Annotated in this window: 18 protein-coding genes and 2 riboswitches; of the genes, 13 read left to right on the forward strand and 5 right to left on the reverse strand. The window is 42.2% G+C overall.

Annotation, left to right across the window (positions count from 1 at the left end):
* The first annotated feature begins 22 nt into the window (after nt 1-22).
* The 3 genes from QUF78_RS11905 (at nt 23) to QUF78_RS11915 (ending at nt 3,929) form a co-directional block, all read left to right on the forward strand.
* Entirely contained in the window at nt 23-1,597 is a 1,575-nt protein-coding gene (locus QUF78_RS11905; RefSeq protein ID WP_289324809.1) for a class I adenylate-forming enzyme family protein, read from the forward strand.
* A 468-nt stretch (nt 1,598-2,065) separates the two neighbouring features.
* Nucleotides 2,066-3,493, forward strand: coding sequence for an alanine/glycine:cation symporter family protein (locus tag QUF78_RS11910; RefSeq protein ID WP_289324810.1), 1,428 nt, complete (start codon nt 2,066-2,068; stop codon nt 3,491-3,493).
* Nucleotides 3,494-3,707: 214 nt separating this feature from the next.
* Nucleotides 3,708-3,929, forward strand: coding sequence for a YozQ family protein (locus QUF78_RS11915; RefSeq protein ID WP_289324811.1), 222 nt, complete (start codon nt 3,708-3,710; stop codon nt 3,927-3,929).
* A gap of 103 nt (nt 3,930-4,032) precedes the next feature.
* On the opposite strand, the gene QUF78_RS11920 is transcribed toward QUF78_RS11915, so the two are convergent.
* From QUF78_RS11920 to QUF78_RS11940, 5 genes are all read right to left on the reverse strand, one after another.
* Entirely contained in the window at nt 4,033-4,878 is an 846-nt protein-coding gene (locus QUF78_RS11920) for an energy-coupling factor ABC transporter ATP-binding protein (protein WP_289324812.1), read from the reverse strand.
* A gap of 18 nt (nt 4,879-4,896) precedes the next feature.
* Nucleotides 4,897-5,673, reverse strand: coding sequence for a cobalt ECF transporter T component CbiQ (cbiQ, locus tag QUF78_RS11925; protein ID WP_289324813.1), 777 nt, complete (start codon nt 5,671-5,673; stop codon nt 4,897-4,899).
* Nucleotides 5,660-5,971, reverse strand: a complete 312-nt coding sequence (locus tag QUF78_RS11930) for an energy-coupling factor ABC transporter substrate-binding protein (protein ID WP_289324814.1) — start codon at nt 5,969-5,971, stop codon at nt 5,660-5,662. The genes cbiQ and QUF78_RS11930 overlap by 14 nt, the downstream gene beginning before the upstream one ends.
* A 1-nt stretch (nt 5,972) precedes the next feature.
* Entirely contained in the window at nt 5,973-6,716 is a 744-nt protein-coding gene (locus tag QUF78_RS11935; protein ID WP_230156421.1) for an energy-coupling factor ABC transporter permease, read from the reverse strand.
* 20 nt (nt 6,717-6,736) lie between these two features.
* On the reverse strand, nt 6,737-6,907 hold the full coding sequence (locus QUF78_RS11940) for a hypothetical protein (RefSeq protein ID WP_289324815.1): 171 nt from the start codon (nt 6,905-6,907) through the stop codon (nt 6,737-6,739).
* A riboswitch (cobalamin riboswitch) is annotated at nt 6,891-7,086 on the reverse strand. (Overlaps the previous gene by 17 nt.)
* Before the next feature lie 205 nt (nt 7,087-7,291).
* A riboswitch (cobalamin riboswitch) is annotated at nt 7,292-7,481 on the forward strand.
* Nucleotides 7,482-7,630: 149 nt separating this feature from the next.
* On the opposite strand from QUF78_RS11940, the gene QUF78_RS11945 reads away from it, so the two are divergent.
* From QUF78_RS11945 to QUF78_RS11990, 10 genes are read left to right on the forward strand one after another with little or no spacing between them, the layout of a single operon-like run.
* Nucleotides 7,631-7,999 carry a (2Fe-2S) ferredoxin domain-containing protein gene (locus QUF78_RS11945; RefSeq protein WP_289316654.1) on the forward strand — a complete coding sequence of 123 codons (369 nt, stop codon included), beginning with the start codon at nt 7,631-7,633 and terminating at the stop codon, nt 7,997-7,999.
* 14 nt (nt 8,000-8,013) lie between these two features.
* Complete coding sequence (gene cobJ, locus QUF78_RS11950; protein WP_289324816.1) at nt 8,014-9,669, forward strand: precorrin-3B C(17)-methyltransferase; 1,656 nt, start codon at nt 8,014-8,016, stop codon at nt 9,667-9,669.
* 18 nt (nt 9,670-9,687) lie between these two features.
* Entirely contained in the window at nt 9,688-10,611 is a 924-nt protein-coding gene (locus QUF78_RS11955) for a sirohydrochlorin chelatase (RefSeq protein WP_289324817.1), read from the forward strand.
* Entirely contained in the window at nt 10,608-11,375 is a 768-nt protein-coding gene (cobK, locus tag QUF78_RS11960; RefSeq protein ID WP_289324818.1) for a precorrin-6A reductase, read from the forward strand. Before QUF78_RS11955 ends, cobK begins: the two co-directional genes overlap by 4 nt.
* A gap of 15 nt (nt 11,376-11,390) precedes the next feature.
* The gene (locus tag QUF78_RS11965; RefSeq protein WP_230156409.1) at nt 11,391-12,038 is read left to right on the forward strand and encodes a precorrin-8X methylmutase; all 648 of its coding nucleotides are present in this window, start codon (nt 11,391-11,393) and stop codon (nt 12,036-12,038) included.
* Between the two features lie 5 nt (nt 12,039-12,043).
* Entirely contained in the window at nt 12,044-13,177 is a 1,134-nt protein-coding gene (locus QUF78_RS11970; protein WP_289324819.1) for a cobalt-precorrin-5B (C(1))-methyltransferase, read from the forward strand.
* A complete protein-coding gene (cbiE, locus tag QUF78_RS11975; RefSeq protein WP_289324820.1) occupies nt 13,140-14,354 on the forward strand; it encodes a precorrin-6y C5,15-methyltransferase (decarboxylating) subunit CbiE in 1,215 nt (404 codons plus the stop codon). The genes QUF78_RS11970 and cbiE overlap by 38 nt, the downstream gene beginning before the upstream one ends.
* Nucleotides 14,347-15,054 carry a precorrin-2 C(20)-methyltransferase gene (gene cobI / locus QUF78_RS11980; protein WP_289324821.1) on the forward strand — a complete coding sequence of 236 codons (708 nt, stop codon included), beginning with the start codon at nt 14,347-14,349 and terminating at the stop codon, nt 15,052-15,054. Before cbiE ends, cobI begins: the two co-directional genes overlap by 8 nt.
* A complete protein-coding gene (cobM, locus tag QUF78_RS11985) occupies nt 15,051-15,827 on the forward strand; it encodes a precorrin-4 C(11)-methyltransferase (protein ID WP_289324822.1) in 777 nt (258 codons plus the stop codon). The genes cobI and cobM overlap by 4 nt, the downstream gene beginning before the upstream one ends.
* On the forward strand, nt 15,824-16,948 hold the full coding sequence (locus QUF78_RS11990) for a cobalt-precorrin 5A hydrolase (protein ID WP_289324823.1): 1,125 nt from the start codon (nt 15,824-15,826) through the stop codon (nt 16,946-16,948). The genes cobM and QUF78_RS11990 overlap by 4 nt, the downstream gene beginning before the upstream one ends.
* Nucleotides 16,949-16,959: the final 11 nt, after the last annotated feature.

Consider the following 16,959-nt stretch of genomic DNA (forward strand, 5'->3'; position numbering starts at 1 on the left):
TTATCGAGGGAGGAAATGATCTATGCTGAATAAGTTGACATTTCAGTCACTGTTGAATAAAGGAATGAAACGATTTGGAGAACTGCCGGCCATTACCTTGTTGCCAAACGGAGAAACGATAACTTACGAAGAGTTATGGAGAAAAGCAGAACTTATCTCTTCTTATTTACTTCGCTTGGGTGCAGGAAGGGGTGTCCGCATAGCTTCTATCATTCCAAACAGTTTGGAAAGTGTGATGTTTGGTTTGGCTATCCAGCAATGTGGAGCTACCCTAGTGCCATTAAGTGAAAAACTGGGGAAACGAGAAATAAAATTCATTTTAAAGGAAGCAAAACCAGAAGTGGTCATAATAGCTACGCAGACACACTTTGACACCTTATTTGAGTATTTAGAAGAAATGAAGAAGGACGGTGTCCATATCATTGGGCTTCCTGGATTTAATATTAATTATCCGGAGGAGTTTGAACAGTTTCAATGGCCCGGTGAAATAAAAAATATGGACTTGCCATTAGCTGAAGCAAAAGACATTGCCCTTCTGTCATACACAGGCGGGACGACGGGTACACCCAAAGGCGTCATGCATTCCCAGAAAGGACTCGGCGCCGCCATACTTTCTGCGGCTATCGAAGACCCGTTAGACGACCGAGACCGGGTATTGCTAAGTACGCCAATTGTGCATTCTGCCGGTTCATTACTTTGGAGATCCCTTGTTTCGGGCGTCCATGTCTATGTGATGGGCTCATTTGACGCTGCAGCATTCATACAGGCGATAAAGGAACATAAAATTACGACGACATTCATGGTACCGACAATGTTATACAGACTCCTTGATCAGACAAAGAAGATGGAATATGATATGAGCTCCATGCGCAATATCTTCTACGGCGCGTCACCAATTTCACAAAAGCGCCTTAAAGAAGCTTTTGAAGTATTCGGGCCTATCATGCGCCAGCAATACGGCATGACAGAGTGTAATATTGTCATTACCAGACTATCGAAAAGCGCTCATTTATGGGCTTATCATAACAATTCGGAAATTTTGAAAAGCTGTGGAAAACCGTGCATTTTCACCGAAGTTCGACTGATTGATAAAGATGGAAATGATGTAAAACCATCCGAGTTTGGAGAAATTATCGTAAAATCACCAGCAATGATGGTAGGCTATTATCAAAGACCTGATCTTACTCAAGAATACATCCGTGATGGTTGGTTCTACACTGGTGATATTGGTAAATGGGATGAAAGCGGTTACCTTTATATTGTAGATAGGAAGAAAGATATGATCATTACAGGCGGGATGAATGTATATTCTTCAGAAGTGGAACGAGTGGTGAACCAGCACCCTTCTGTTGCATTAAGTGCTTGCATAGGCGTTCCCCATCCAGATTGGGGAGAAGTAGTTTGTGTCGTGGTAACACTGCGAGAAGGATTGACCTGTACTAGTGAGGAATTAATTGATTTCTGCAAACAAAGAACCTCTAAGTATATGGTTCCTAAAGTAGCCTATTTTATTGATAAGTTTCCATTAACGCCGATTGGAAAAATTGACAAGAAAGAATTAAGAAAGATGTTTGCACAAGGTATTCCAACCATCTAGGAGAGGCAGAACAAGGATATCATAAAAAAGCCTAATTTCAACATTGAGACCTACAGCAAACCAGAATATAAGATAGAGCAGATGAATGCAAAATAAGCCTCGCATGATAACCTGGAATCGGGACGTGTGAGGCTTTTATGCACTATATAGTAAGATGTTTTTGAATATTAAGGATAACAATGGAATTTATTTAACGTTGTAGTGAATGTTAAATGAAGTGAGTCAGAATGATTTATTATCATTAGAGAATGATATTGAAATATTATATTTTTTCGATTGATTCCACCAAATCATGCATGAAAAAAAATGTGAGTTAGGATATAATATATTATTGTATTGGAGATTCATTCTGGAATTTCCTTTTTTTATGGGCTTCATTTGTTTATCTCCCTAATGAATCGGGAAATAAATTATAGTTGTATAAGTTTTTGAAATAATATTTAGAGTTAAGTAGAGGGGTTTGTTTTAATGGAGATGTTAGAAAAATTTATTAGTGAGACAAATGATGTGTTATGGTCTTCCATATTGATCATCATGTTGATTGGATTGGGTCTTTATTTTTCCGTCCGCACGAAGTTTGTCCAATTCAGAATGGTAGGGGAAATGTTCAGGCTATTGGGCGAAGGGGCCACAGCTGATAAAAAAGGTGTGACATCGTTTCAGGCATTTTGCATAAGCACGGCATCGCGGGTAGGAACGGGTAACCTTGCAGGTGTTGCCATCGCAATCACCATGGGAGGTCCGGGAGCCGTTTTCTGGATGTGGTTAATAGCACTGATCGGAGCTGCTTCGGCTTTTATTGAAAGTACACTTGCTCAAATCTATAAGGTCAAGGATGGGGATGCATTCCGTGGCGGTCCTGCCTATTATATGGAAAAAGCATTGAATGCCCGTTGGATGGGGATCACGTTCGCTGTGTTGATTTCGCTTACATTTGGACTTGCTTTCAATTCGGTACAAGCCAATACGATTACAAGCGCATTCAACGAATCATTTGGAATTGAAAAGTGGGTTACGGCAATCATCCTGGCTATCGTCACGGCTGTCATCATTTTTGGCGGGATCAAAATGATTGCAAAGGTATCTGAAGTTATCGTTCCCATCATGGCAGGAGCCTATGTGATAGTGGCGTTGATCATCATCATCATGAATATTACCGAGTTACCGAGTGTTTTTGCTTTGATCTTTGAAAGTGCATTCGATGGAATAAAAGAAGTGGCTGGCGGAGTACTGGGAGCAGCCATGATGCAGGGAATCAAGCGCGGCTTGTTTTCAAATGAAGCCGGGATGGGTAGTGCACCTAATGCTGGTGCGACTGCTGATGTCAGTCATCCTGTCAAACAAGGGCTCATTCAGTCTCTGGGTGTTTTTGTCGATACGCTCATCATTTGCAGTTCGACTGCCTTCATCATTTTGTTCTCAGGTCTTTATACATCGAAGGAAACGGATGGAATCGTTCTTACCCAAAATGCCCTTGGAACCGCATTGGGATCTTGGGCTGGTATTTTCCTTGCCATCATTGTACTGTTATTCGCCTTTAGTTCCATTGTGGGTAACTATTATTATGGAGAGTCGAACATTGGCTTCATCAATGAAAATAAGGTTTGGTTAAACATCTATCGTATCGCAGTTGTAGGGATGGTGATATTCGGTTCGCTTGCCTCACTGAAATTTGTTTGGGGACTGGCTGACTTGCTGATGGCCCTTATGGCCATTATCAACCTAATAGCCATAGCATTACTTGGGAAAATTGCATTTGCTGCACTGGCGGATTATCAAAAGCAAAAGAAAAGTGGGAAAAATCCTGTCTTCCATGTGAACAATATTAAAGGTTTGAAGAATGTGGAATGTTGGGGTGACCCAAACGATAATGTGGATGTGAAGAAGGAGGCCTAACCTCTTATTAAGCTTACATGTAAAGTCCTTGAGAAGGGATTTTGCTTGTAAGTTTTTTTGTGAAATCAATTGATTGAAAATAAGTAGAGTCAGCCTTTTTTCCTCCTTTTTTTATCATTATTGAATATTGCTTTGTTTTTTACACAAAATACCTTTGTCTTTATTACTGCCGTCAATCGATGATTGGACAATTTGAAAACTGGGAGTGAAAACAATGGATAGCAAGCAATCAAAAAATGAATCTTCAGAAATCGCAGGAAGAACATATGATGTCAGCGATTATAAACGGGAAGATACTTTATCTTCTGGATTGGCTACAACCCACGAACAAGTTTCGGATACTTATGCGGAAGGCGAGATAAAAGCAGTCATTGATGATGTAAACGGAAAGGATATCGAGATTAAAAAAGAAGAATCTGAGGAAGAAAGGAAATGACTTGTTTTTTGGTTAGGGTCAAGAATTTTCGACTGATATTTTAAGAATATAATGATTTAATCCCCTAGCTTTTTGAATGATGAAAGAAGCTAGGGGATTTTAATTAATAAATTTTTTCTGTCTCGATTTTTTGAAACAATTCTTCCTTCGTTCTGGGGACAAGTTCCTTTTCTCCGGGTATTCTTGATTGAAGAAGGGCTTGAAACATTTCAAAAACCCACGGCTTCTCGAGATGAGCCTTCATCAAAATGTCTTCATCATGAAAAACGGATACAGGGTCCCCTTGGTATATGACCTTACCATCGTTCATGACAACGACTTCATCAGCCCATTGATAGGCTAAATTAACATCATGAGTTGATAGAATTATCGTTTTGTCTGGGTGGTGGATACTGTCCAGCAGAGCCATGATCTGTCTGGAGAAATAAGGATCCAATCCAGCGGTAGGCTCGTCTAAGAGCCAGACATCGGGTTCCATGGCTAGTACCCCGGCAATGGCGACACGTTTTTTTTGCCCTAAGCTCAAAAAATGGGTAGGTTTGTCTTTCATTTCCGTTACTTCCGTTTGATCCATCGCCCATTGCACTTTCTCCTGGACTACATTTCTATCCCATCCTAAATTCATCGGTCCAAACGATATATCCTGTTGAACATTAGCGGAAAAAAGCTGGGAGTCGGGATCTTGAAAAACGATTCCGACTTGTTTTCGTAATGATAATAATGCTTTACGGTCATATTTCATTTTCTTGCCTTTAAATCTGATTGTTCCTGATGTTGGTTGTAAAAGACCATTTAAATGGAGGAATAGAGTCGATTTACCGGCTCCATTATTGCCTAATAATGCAATCTTTTTACCTTGTTGAATCAGTATTGAAAGATCTTTTATCGCGAACGTCCCATCTGCATATTGATGCGTGAGGCCCTCTATATTAAAGAAATGCTCTTCCATTTTTGAATTTCCTCCAATTTACATATATCCATAAATAAGGATTAAGCTTCCTAGTATTACAATGGCGATCAGCCAATTGCGTGAGGAAAAGGTATAAGTATCCTCGATATAAGAAAGGTTCTCCTGATATCCTCTTGCGTTCATGGCCATCGTCAATTGCCCAGAGCGCTGGAATACTCCCAAAAATAATGATGAGGTTAGTAACCCGAGAGATCGAATGCCTTGCCTTACCGAACCATATCCCAGTCTTGAAGCTTGTGCTAAGTGAATGGCCAAAGCTGTATCTAAAAAAATAAAGATGAAGCGATAGGTCAATTCTATTAAATCGATCAATAAGGAAGGGACTTTAAGTTTCCGCAGTACGGATAGAATGACGGTAATGGGTGTAGTCAAGGTTAAGAAATATAAACAGCTTATACTGCTAAATACGACAGTGATCAAATTGGTCACTGTACCAATGCTGCCATCGCTGATGAAAATTTGCCAATTTCCGACTTTCCAGGACCACCAAATATTCGGCATCGAAGTAAATGTACTGGAGATAGAAAAAAGGATGGTAAGTGTGCCTGATACTAGAAAGAATCCTGGTAATAAGAGTAATTTCAGATAATACGAAGGCGGGATTTTTGCCACAAAAATGATTAAAGCGCTCATCACCATAAAAGTGATGAGCGAAACGGCCAAATCCCTTACCGTTAACGAAAACAGCATAAGGGAGAGTGCAAAAATCATCTTTTCCAACGGATGTACATCCTTTAGCCCATTGAAATAGGCATATTTATCAATGAGTAACATGTTTCGATTTTTCGTTCATTTCTTGTTTGGTTTGTTTATTCCTTTGTCTCATTACGCCAATGAAGTATCCAATGAAACCAGCTCCGATTGCAGCTTGCAGCGCAAATAATAAGCTCTCGGTTTCTGCACCTGGCGGCTCCCAAATACTATTGAACCAAGGCTTGTATTCCGGCTGAATTTTAGTGATGGCTTCTTCAGCTTCGCCGTCGGCACCGCCAAATTCCGTTCCTTGTTGGGTTATTAACGGTATGGTGGCAAGAATGACGACCAGGAAAAGCAGCAATAAACTTTTTTTCATGTTAACGGGCCTCCTTAGATAAAACTCGCAGCAATTTCAATTCGCCTAGATTGTATTTTTTTAGGAAATTCATCACAACCACTGTCAATAATCCCTCGCTGATTGCCAAGGGAATTTGGGTCAGGGCAAATATTCCAGCAAATTTATTGAATGAGGCCATGAATCCACCTACCTCGGATGGAAAAGCAAGTGCAAGTTGAACGGAAGTTACCACATAGGTTCCTAAATCGCCAAAAGCAGCTGCCAAGAAAACGGCCAGCGAAAAAGACCACCCCAATTTAGTTGCGCCCTTGAAGACAAAGTAAGCAATGAAAGGTCCGCATACAGCCATGGAAAATGCATTGGCCCCTAATGTCGTCAATCCTCCGTGAGCCAGTAGAACAGCTTGAAATAATAGAACGATGGAGCCTACGACACTCATGGCCAATGGCCCGAATAATATGGAACCTAAACCAACTCCGGTAGGGTGTGAAGAACTTCCCGTAACGGAAGGAATCTTCAAGGCAGATAATATGAATACGAATGCACCCGATAGACCGAGCATCATTTTTGTTTCTGGGTTTTCCCTTACTTTGGACCTAATGGACCGGTAACCCAAGATTAGAAATGGAAGGGTCACGGCCCACCAAAATATGGCCCATTCAATTGGTAAAAAGCCCTCCATGATATGCATGGCCATCGCACGTTTTGGGACAAGAAGCAGTAAAATGACAAAATAAAGAATTTTCCAATTGACTCTTTTCATTCTTTCTCCTTTCAACACCTTTAATTTTTCTGCCAAAACTTTAGAAGAAAAGCGGCGCCCAACATAAAAAGCACTTCTCTCAAAAGAAAGAAGTGCGTAATGAACAGGAATTTTGCAGCATAAACCAATATGGGCCATTCTGCCTGATCCGCACACCCATCCTCGTAGGCTGAAACAGTTTCACGCTTCATGGCAGGTCTCCTGGCTTAGGTTCATTGTCCCGTTACATCCTTCCCATCTCATTTGACAGTGGATTAATGTTAACGTAATAGGACTTCCCTTTACAGTGGCGGGACCGCTCCGGACTTTCACCGGCTTCCCTTTTAAGCTGAATTCCGAGAAATTCAACACCATAAAACTTATGTAATTATTTCGAAAATTCTCGTATAGTGTACCATAAAGAAATAATTCCAGCTACACTCTCTTTTTTTTTTTTTTTGACTAAGATTGCAGAGAGGAAAGGCTTATGGCTGGATTTACACTATTAAACTTTTCTAAACAGTCGGAATAAACTATTGAATTTTGCTAAAGTTGTTATATGATAGATAAGGTTAGCTATAATTGTATAATAAAACCAAATATTTCATTTTAAAAGTGCTCTTGTGTGAATATGCAAGGGATAATAGGGAAATCGGTGAAAATCCGATGCAGCCCCCGCTACTGTAAACGCTGATGAATTTGTCGATAACCACTGGCTTAAAGCCGGGAAGGGACAAAGTAAAATGAAGCGTAAGCCAGGAAACCTGCTTTTGAAATTGTATGATACTTTTCGGAGGGAAAGGTAGAAGGACTATGACGATTTTGGGAGATTCAGCATATTTGCGGAGGGCTCCTCATTCATATAGTTTTTTAAACCTTGACTCTTATGTTAAGGTTTTTTATTTTGCCTTTTCCCTGAACTCAGGAGGAAGAAGATGACTACTTGGAACTTGAAGGGTACAAATACGCATTTGTTGATTTGCAATGGAAGCAGTTGCATGAAAAAGGGCGGGGAAGAAGTAACTCAAGCGATTCGTGATGAAATTACTTCAAAGGGACTGGATTTGAAAATTCATACAACCAGGACACGCTGTAACGGAAGATGTAAGGATGCCTGCGTTGTGATTGCCTATCCCCAAGGGAAATGGTATAGAGTGGATACGCCTGATTTCGGTCGGGAGATTGTCAGCAATATCGAAGATGGGGAATATGTTCCACAGATGATCTACCAATTCAGTGATGGGGAAATGACGCCTAATCCGGATTTTCCTGCTCATACGGGTATTTCAAAGAACAAATCGTAAAAGGAGATGTCTTAATGAGTACAAACGGTAAATTATTCGTCGTGGGCTTTGGACCAGGGAATTTTGAACACATTACCAAACGTGCTGTCGAAGCCCTTCAAGAAAGTGACTACATCATTGGTTATAAAACTTATGTTGAACTCATTCAGGGACTGCTTACAGATCAAACGATCATTAGTACGGGGATGACTGAAGAGGTATCACGTGCTCAGGAAGCAGTAAAACAAGCGGAGTTGGGAAAAAAAGTGGCTGTCATTTCCAGTGGGGATGCCGGAGTGTACGGGATGGCAGGGTTGGTTTATGAAGTATTGATTGAAAAAGGTTGGAAAGAAGAAACTGGAGTGGGCATTGAAGTCATTCCTGGTATTTCTGCAATCAACTCTTGTGCGTCTTTACTTGGGGCACCAGTCATGCACGATTCGTGTACGATCAGCCTCAGTGATCATTTAACTCCTTGGGACCTAATCGCTAAAAGGGTGGAAGCAGCTGCAATGGCTGATTTTGTCATTGCGCTTTATAATCCGCGCAGCGGCAGGCGGACTAGGCAAATTGTTGAAACACAGAAAATTCTCCTTCGCTACCGTTCGCCAGATACACCAGTCGGGTTGGTGAAAAGTGCTTATCGCGATCGGCAGGATATTGTCATAACCAATTTGAAAGATATGTTGAATCACGATATTGGAATGTTGACCACCGTCATTATCGGTAATTCATCCACCTTCTTATACGATGACAAAATCATCACACCAAGAGGTTATCAGAGGAAATATACATTGAATTCGGAAAAGCAAACATTGAAGCCGCATCAGCGTCTGCAAAAAGAAGCAGAACCGTGGGCATTAGATCAAGAAGCCGATTCCATGCAAGAAACCTTAACAGAGCCTGCTGGAGGAGTTGGATTACTTACAAAAGCACCAGAAAAGAAGTCCGCTTCTTTTGAAATGGCAATGGAAGCCTTGTCAAGAGTGAAGGGTCAAACCGTTCAGCAATCAATTAAGCCGATTGTCCAGCAAAAAATGGAGTCGGTATTCGAACTTGCCGTAAGTCCAGGTGTGGCGAATAAACAATTCACTCCCAAACAAATGATGACACTTGCGGAAGTTGTCGGGGAAAAGGGAACGATGGAATACACGCCAAATCATAAGATCGTTTTAAAGATCCCGACAACGGACCCGGAAGTCATTACGGGGAAATTGCAATCAGCAAACTTTCTATTATCGCCGATTGGAGATGTACTGACATTAAAAGCCTGTGATTTCTGTGATGGTGAAAAAGCGGAATCCATACCATATGCGGATGAAATACACCGGGTGCTTGGCGGAATGAAAATGCCTAAGGAACTGAACATCGGATTTAATGGGTGTGGAATGGCTTGTTATAGTGCCGTGATGGATGACATCGGGATTGTTTTCCGAAAAGGGAAGTTCGACTTATTTCTTGGAGCTAAACCGGTTGGAAGAACGGCCCATCCAGGTCAGCCGGTAGCTGAAGGCATTGAACCGGAACGGCTTGTTGAATTGATTACGGACATTGTCGGGGAGTATAAGCAAAATGCCCATCCAAATGAGCGGCTTTTTAAATACTTCAAACGTTCAAAAAAGATACAGAATTTTTCTTATCAGGACATTGCTCCCAAAATAAACATAGAGCCTGCGCCTTGTGAAGACTAATCAAGAGGGGGAAAGTAAATGAAAGCAGTTTTGTTTGTAGGACACGGAAGCCGCCTGGCTTCGGGAAACGAAGAAGTCGTTCATTTTATTAAAAATATGATTCCGGCAATGGATGACAGTTTTTTGGTAGAAACGTGCTTCCTGGAATTTGCGACACCGAATATATCAAAAGGCATTGATAATTGTGTAAAACGAGGGGCTACGGAAGTTATCGTCATACCGATCATTTTGTTGCATGCAGGACATTCGAAATTACATATCCCAGCTGAAATAGAGGATGGGAAAACCAAATATCCAGAAGTGAAATTCACATATGGTCAAACGATCGGGGTCCACCATGATGTATTGACGATCCTGACAGACCGACTTGAGGAAGCCGGCTTCGATACATCCTCGGAACAGGCTGAGACAGCAATATTGCTAATTGGCCGAGGAGGCAGTGATGCTGATGCAAATAGTGATATATATAAAATTTCCCGATTGTTATGGGAAAAATTAAACGTTAAATGGGTCGAAACAGCGTTCATGGGTGTAACGGACCCGCATGTTGATGAAGGCATTGAACGATGCATCCGGTTGGGGGCAAAAAAAATAGTGATGCTGCCATATTTCCTCTTCACGGGGGTGTTAATGGAAAGAATGGAGGATATGCTGAAAGGCTATCAAGAGCAATATCTTGATCGGGAATTTATTTTGGCGAAGTATTTTGGGTATCATCCAACCTTACAGAACATTCTGCAAGAACGAGTAATTGAAGCTAGTGAAGGCAGATCAAGTGGGGCACGTGATTTGGAAAACTATCGAAAATATGTCGAGGAACATGGACATGCCCACCATCATCACCATCACGACCATGACCATCACGACCATGACCATCATGACCACGACCATCATGACCACGACCATCAGCACGATGGGCAAGAGGTGGGTACGTCAAAATGATTTTGTTCTTGGCGGGTACAAGTGATGCGCGGGAATTAGCGATTGAGATGCAGCAGGTGGGATTCAAGGTTTTGGCAACTGTTGTAACCGAGTCGGCGGCGAAGAGTTTGCAAGATGCAGGGATATCCACCCGGATTGGCCGATTAACTGCAGAGGATATGACCTCTTTAATCTCTGAAAAAGGTTTTCAGGCTGTAGTTGATGCAAGTCACCCATTTGCGGAAGAAGCATCCAAAAACGCTCTTAACGGAGCAAAGGCAGCAAATGTTCCTTATATTCGTTATGAGCGTGAAAGCCAACGGTTTCAGAATGACAAATTGATAGTTGTCCGTGATTATGAGGAAGCTTCCAAGCTGGCTGCTGCAAAACGGGGAGTCATCATGCTCACGACCGGAAGTAAAACCCTAGCGGTGTTCGCAAAAGAATTGGTAGGACTCGAGAATACCAGAGTCATAGCAAGAATGCTGCCACGCATGGATAATATGGAAAAATGTGCGCAGCTAGGCATTGAACAAAAAAATATCGTTGCGATTCAAGGTCCATTTTCCAAAGAATTAAATAAAGCCCTATATAAACAGTATGGCGTCACATTGATGATAACGAAAGAAAGTGGCAAGGTCGGTGCGGTTGATGAGAAATTGGAAGCCGCGTTGGAATGTGGAATAGAGACGATTATGATATCAAGGCCAGATGTTGACTATCAAAATGTTCATTCCAGTTTTGATCATGTCATTGCCGAGTTGAATAATCAGTTGAATAAATAATAGGAGGAATGCAAGATGGACTTTAAAACGGATTTCAAACCACTAACGGTAGATCCAGACAAAATATATGATTATAGTTTTTCAATGATAGCTGAAGAAATGGGCGATCATGATTTTTCTGAGGATGAATGGAAGATCGTCCGCCGGGTCATTCATGCTTCAGCTGATTTTGAATTGGGAAGAAGTGTCATCGTCCATCCAAATGCCATTCAAGCTGGTGTGGAAGCCATTCGCAAAGGTAGACATGTCATTGCGGATGTGCAAATGATCGAGAGCGGTACAGGCAAAAAAAGATTTCAAAAACACGGCGGGGACGTTCATTGCTACATTTCAGATCCAGATGTGATGGTCGAAGCAAAACGTTTGAATACGACAAGAGCGATCATTTCGATGCAAAAAGCCGTAAAGGAAAATGAAGGGGGCATTTATGCCATTGGCAATGCACCTACAGCTTTACTTGAGCTCATTCGCCTTATTAAAGAAGGGATTGCAAAGCCGGACTTAATTATTGGAATGCCTGTTGGGTTCGTTTCTGCAGCGGAATCGAAAGAGGAACTGGCTAAGATCACAGAAGTGCCATTCATTACGAATATTGGCCGAAAAGGTGGAAGTACTGTCACGGTTGCAGCATTGAACGCAATTTCCCTTTTAGCTGATAGTTAATAAACATGGAAAAGAAAGTAAAAAAAGATCCCTCACAAATGCGCCATGGGTATACGACGGGGGCATGTTCGACAGCCGTGACTAAAGCGGCATTGACCGCTTTGATCACGGGGGATGCCCTTGAGGAGGCTACAATCTCCTTGCCTATCGGCCGTGATGCCACTTTCACCATTGAGAGATATGATATATCGGAAAATTCGGTTAGTGCAGAAACGATTAAAGATGCCGGAGATGATCCAGATGCCACCCATTTGGCACATATCATTTCTACTGTCAGCTGGTCGGATGCACCAGGAATCATCTTGGATGGAGGGATTGGTGTGGGGCGAGTGACCAAACCCGGGCTTCCCGTTCCTGTAGGGGAAGCGGCCATTAATCCTGTACCGCGCAAAATGATATTAACCACTGTGCAACAAACCTTGGAAGAATTTAAGATTAATAGAGGAGTGAAAGTCGTTATCTCCGTGCCTGCAGGTGAAGAAATAGCGAAAAAAACATTAAATGGCCGCCTCGGGATTGTGGGAGGCATTTCCATTTTGGGAACAAGGGGCACCGTCGTCCCTTTTTCCAGTTCCGCCTATATGGCAAGTATTGTCCAGGCTATCAGTGTCGCCAAGGCGAGTGGGTGTGAGCATCTTGTCTTAACCACTGGCGGGCGCAGTGAAAAGTATGCAATGGGCCTTCTTCAGGATTTACCTGAGGAAGCCTTTATTGAAATGGGTGATTTTGTAGGCTTCTCACTTAAGCAATGTAAAAGGCAGGGAATTAAAAAGGTATCACTGATTGGTATGATGGGGAAATTTTCTAAAGTTGCCCAAGGTGTGATGATGGTGCATTCAAAAAGCGCTCCGGTCGACTTCGGTTTTCTATCGGAAATAGCCCAAAGCGTCGGAGCTGAAGATGATCTTGTTCTTGAAATCAAGAATGCAAATACAGCGTCACAAGTCGGGGATATGATGTCAGCGATCAATAATTTTGATTTTTTTAATAAACTATGTGAATCCTGCTGTCACTCTGCTATAAAGCAAGTGAAGGGTGGCATTGAAATGGAAACGGCGATTTATTCGTTGAAAGGACAATTACTGGGAAGGGCTGTTGGAATTGAGTCAATCGATGAAATTAATTGGGATAGGGGATAACGGTCAGGAAAGCTTACTGCCTCAATATGCCCAATGGATAGAAGAAAGTGAAGTGCTGGTCGGGGGTGAGAGGGTCTTATCCTTCTTTCCTAACTATTCCGGCAAGAAGATTGTCATAAAGGGCGGTTTGAAAAAAGTGGTAGAACAACTGCAGGATGAAACTCGTCCAACTGTTGTCTTGGCTTCCGGTGACCCATTGTTTTATGGAATGGGAGGCTATCTTTCCAGCAAAATCAACATGGAGGTTTACCCATATTTCAGTTCCATTCAGCTTGCTTTTGCAAAAATGGGTGAAAGCTGGCAAGATGCTTTTCTAGTTAGTGTTCATGGCCGCAGTATGAAAGGGCTGGCCCAAAGGATTGATGGGCAAGCGAAAGTTGCCTTGCTTACTGACGTCGAAAATACTCCCAACCAACTGGCTAAATATCTCCTTTCATTCGGAATGACTGAATATCGGGCATTCGTGGCTGAAAATCTTCAAGGAGAAACTGAAAACTCAGGTTGGTATGAACTTGAGGAAATGATGGAGCGGGAATTTTCCCCGTTGAATGTCGTCATTTTAAAAAGAAAATCTGAAGGTCCAAGTTGGTCTTTAGGGATAGAAGATGAAGAATTTTCGCAACGTAAGCCGGATAAAGGACTCATAACCAAAAAGGAAATTAGAGTATTAAGCCTGCATGCGCTGAAGCTCAGAAAAAACAGCATAGTTTGGGATGTTGGGACGTGTACGGGGTCAATGGCAATTGAAGCGGCTAAGTTTGCATCCGAAGGACAAATCTTCGCAATTGAAAAAAATGAACCTGACTTAGAAAACTGTTATCAAAACCAAAGTAAATTCCGTACCGATATAACAGCCATTCATGGTAAAGCTCCGCAAGGATTGGAAACTTTTCCAGATCCTGATGCGATCTTCATTGGGGGGACTGGCGGCGAAATGGTAGATTTAATCAATACCTGCTGTAAACGGCTTAAAGAGGGCGGCAGGATCGTTCTAAATGCTGCAACGATTGAGAATCTTTACCGGGCTAATGAGGCATTTGCGGAAGCTGGTTTTCACACTTCCATCATGCATGCGCAAATTTCCCGAAGTAAGCCAATATTGGGAATGAACAGATTTGTACCACTTAATCCGGTTTATATCATTACTGCACAAAGAAAGGAAGACATGAATGAGTAATCTTGGTACATTATATGGCCTTGGCGTTGGCCCAGGCGATCCAGAGCTTATTACAGTAAAGGCATTTCGCGTAATTCAGGAATCTCCGGTCATTGCATATCCAAAAAAAAGAAAAGGCAGTAAAAGCTACGCCCACCGTATCGTTGAAGTTTACATCCGTCCTGAAGAGAAGGATATGCTGGGCCTTGTTTTTCCGATGACGAAAGATCAAGCGATTTTGGATCGGGAATGGAACGGAACGGTTGAAAAGGTTTGGCAAAAGTTATACGAAGGAAAAGATGTCGCTTTCGTTACTGAAGGTGATCCTCTTTTATATAGTACGTTCATACATATGATGAAATTAATGCAGGAGCTGCATCCCGAAGTCGAAATCAAGACAGTCCCGGGTATTTCTTCGTTTAATGGATCGGCGTCAAGGTTGGGCATCGCTTTGGCAGATGGTGATGATCATGTCGCGATTGTTCCGGCAAGGGATGATTATGAAGCGATGAAGAAGGCAATTGAAGATCATGATGCCGTGGTGTTCATTAAAGTGGCAAAAGTCATCGATTTAATGATTACTGTTTTAAAAGATTTAGACTTGCTTGAAAATGCCTCGGTCGTTACGAAAGTCACATCCGATGAAGAAGTGATTTGGAAAGTGAGTGAATTGGAAGGACTTGAACTAGAATACTTAACATTGATGGTGGTGAGAAAATGAAGATATTTATTGTAGGCGCTGGCCCAGGAGATCCGGATTTGATTACTGTAAAAGGATTGAACATTCTTCAAACGGCGGATGTGATTTTATATACGGATTCGTTAGTGAATGAGGAATTGATTGCTAAGGCAAAACCGGATGCCGAGGTGCTAAAAACGGCTGGAATGCATTTGGAAGAAATTGTTGGCATTATGGTTGATCGGGTTAAAGAAGGAAAGCTGGTTGCCAGGATCCATACAGGGGATCCTGCCATGTACGGCGCAATCATGGAACAAATTGTCCTATTGAAGAAAGAAGGTATTGGTTATGAGGTGATCCCTGGCGTAAGTTCGGTGTTCGCCTCGGCAGCGGCAATAGGAGCAGAGCTGACTATCCCGGATTTAACCCAGACACTCATATTGACGAGGGCTGAAGGACGTACGCCTGTTCCGGAATTTGAGAAGTTACGTGATTTGGCTAGTCATCACTGTACGATTGCCCTCTTCTTGAGTGCGACCTTGACTAAAAAAATCGTTAAAGAACTCCAGGCAGCCGGTTGGCAGGATGATACTCCGGTCGCAGTCATTCAACGGGCAACATGGCCGGACCAAAAAATCGTCCGTACCACTTTAGTGAATTTAGATGATGATATGCGTAAAAATGGTATCCGCAAGCATGCAATGATTTTGGCTGGATGGGCGTTAGATCCTAATATCCATGATAAAGATGAATACCGTTCCAAACTATATGATGCGAGTTTTACCCACGGTTTCAGAAAAGGTGTTAAGCCATGATCATTGAATTGAAGGAAGAGGAACTTGCTCCCATTAAACGGTCACATACTTATGCGATCGTTGCGATTACAAAGCATGGTGTCGAGCTGGCACGAAAATTACATACCGTTTTTTCGAATTCCGATCTTTATTACATGAGCAAATTTGAAAAAGGGGACGAAGAGCATAAACAGATCCAGCTTTTTTCGGGAAGTGTCCGTATGCTTTTACCAGCTTTATTCAAGGAATATAAAGGAATCATTTTAATTATTTCACTCGGTGCAGTCGTGCGGATGATTGCACCAATTTTGAAGGATAAGAAAACGGATCCAGGTGTGGTTGTCATTGATGACAAAGGGGAAAATGTCATCAGTGTACTGTCAGGGCATCTTGGGGGAGCAAATGAACTGTCTAAGGAAGTTGCTGCTGCCCTTGACGCAAAAGCTATAATCACTACGGCTTCGGATGTACAAAAAACGATTCCTGTCGACTTATTCGGCCAGCGTTTTGGCTGGGTTTGGGATTCTGCAGAAAAATTGACGCCAGTAAGTGCGTCCGTTGTAAATGAAGAGCATGTTGCCGTTGTACAGGAGTCAGGTGAACGGAACTGGTGGTCGTATGAAACGGCATTACCTGAACGGATAATCGTATACCCGTCTATTGAAGAAGCGCTTCAAGCAAAGCCACAAGCAGCCCTGGTCGTGACTCACCGCATGCTTAGCCAGCCGGAAAAGAAAATCTTGGAAAATGGGATTGTCTACCGCCCTCAAGTCATTGCTCTCGGTATCGGGTGCAATAGAGGAACAGCGGCTGCCGAAATTGAGCAGGTGATTGAAGAAACACTAGCGGAATTATCGTTTTCCTTAAAAAGCGTTAAAGCGATCTGTACCATTTCCTTAAAGAAAGACGAAATTGGCTTAATTGAAGTTGTTAAAAAATATGGCTGGGAATTTGTTTATTATGAACCGGAAGAGCTTAATCAAGCTCAGATCGAAGCGCCATCCGATACAGTATTTAAATATACAGGTGCATATGGTGTGAGTGAACCGGCTGTCAGGATTTATACGAAAGCCGAACAATTGGAACTGGTTAAAAAAAAATCGGGGAACGTAACCATATCAGTTGGGATCATTCCTTTTTAAGGAGGCAGAAA

Source organism: Peribacillus sp. ACCC06369 (assembly GCF_030348945.1).
Classification (GTDB): domain Bacteria; phylum Bacillota; class Bacilli; order Bacillales; family DSM-1321; genus Peribacillus.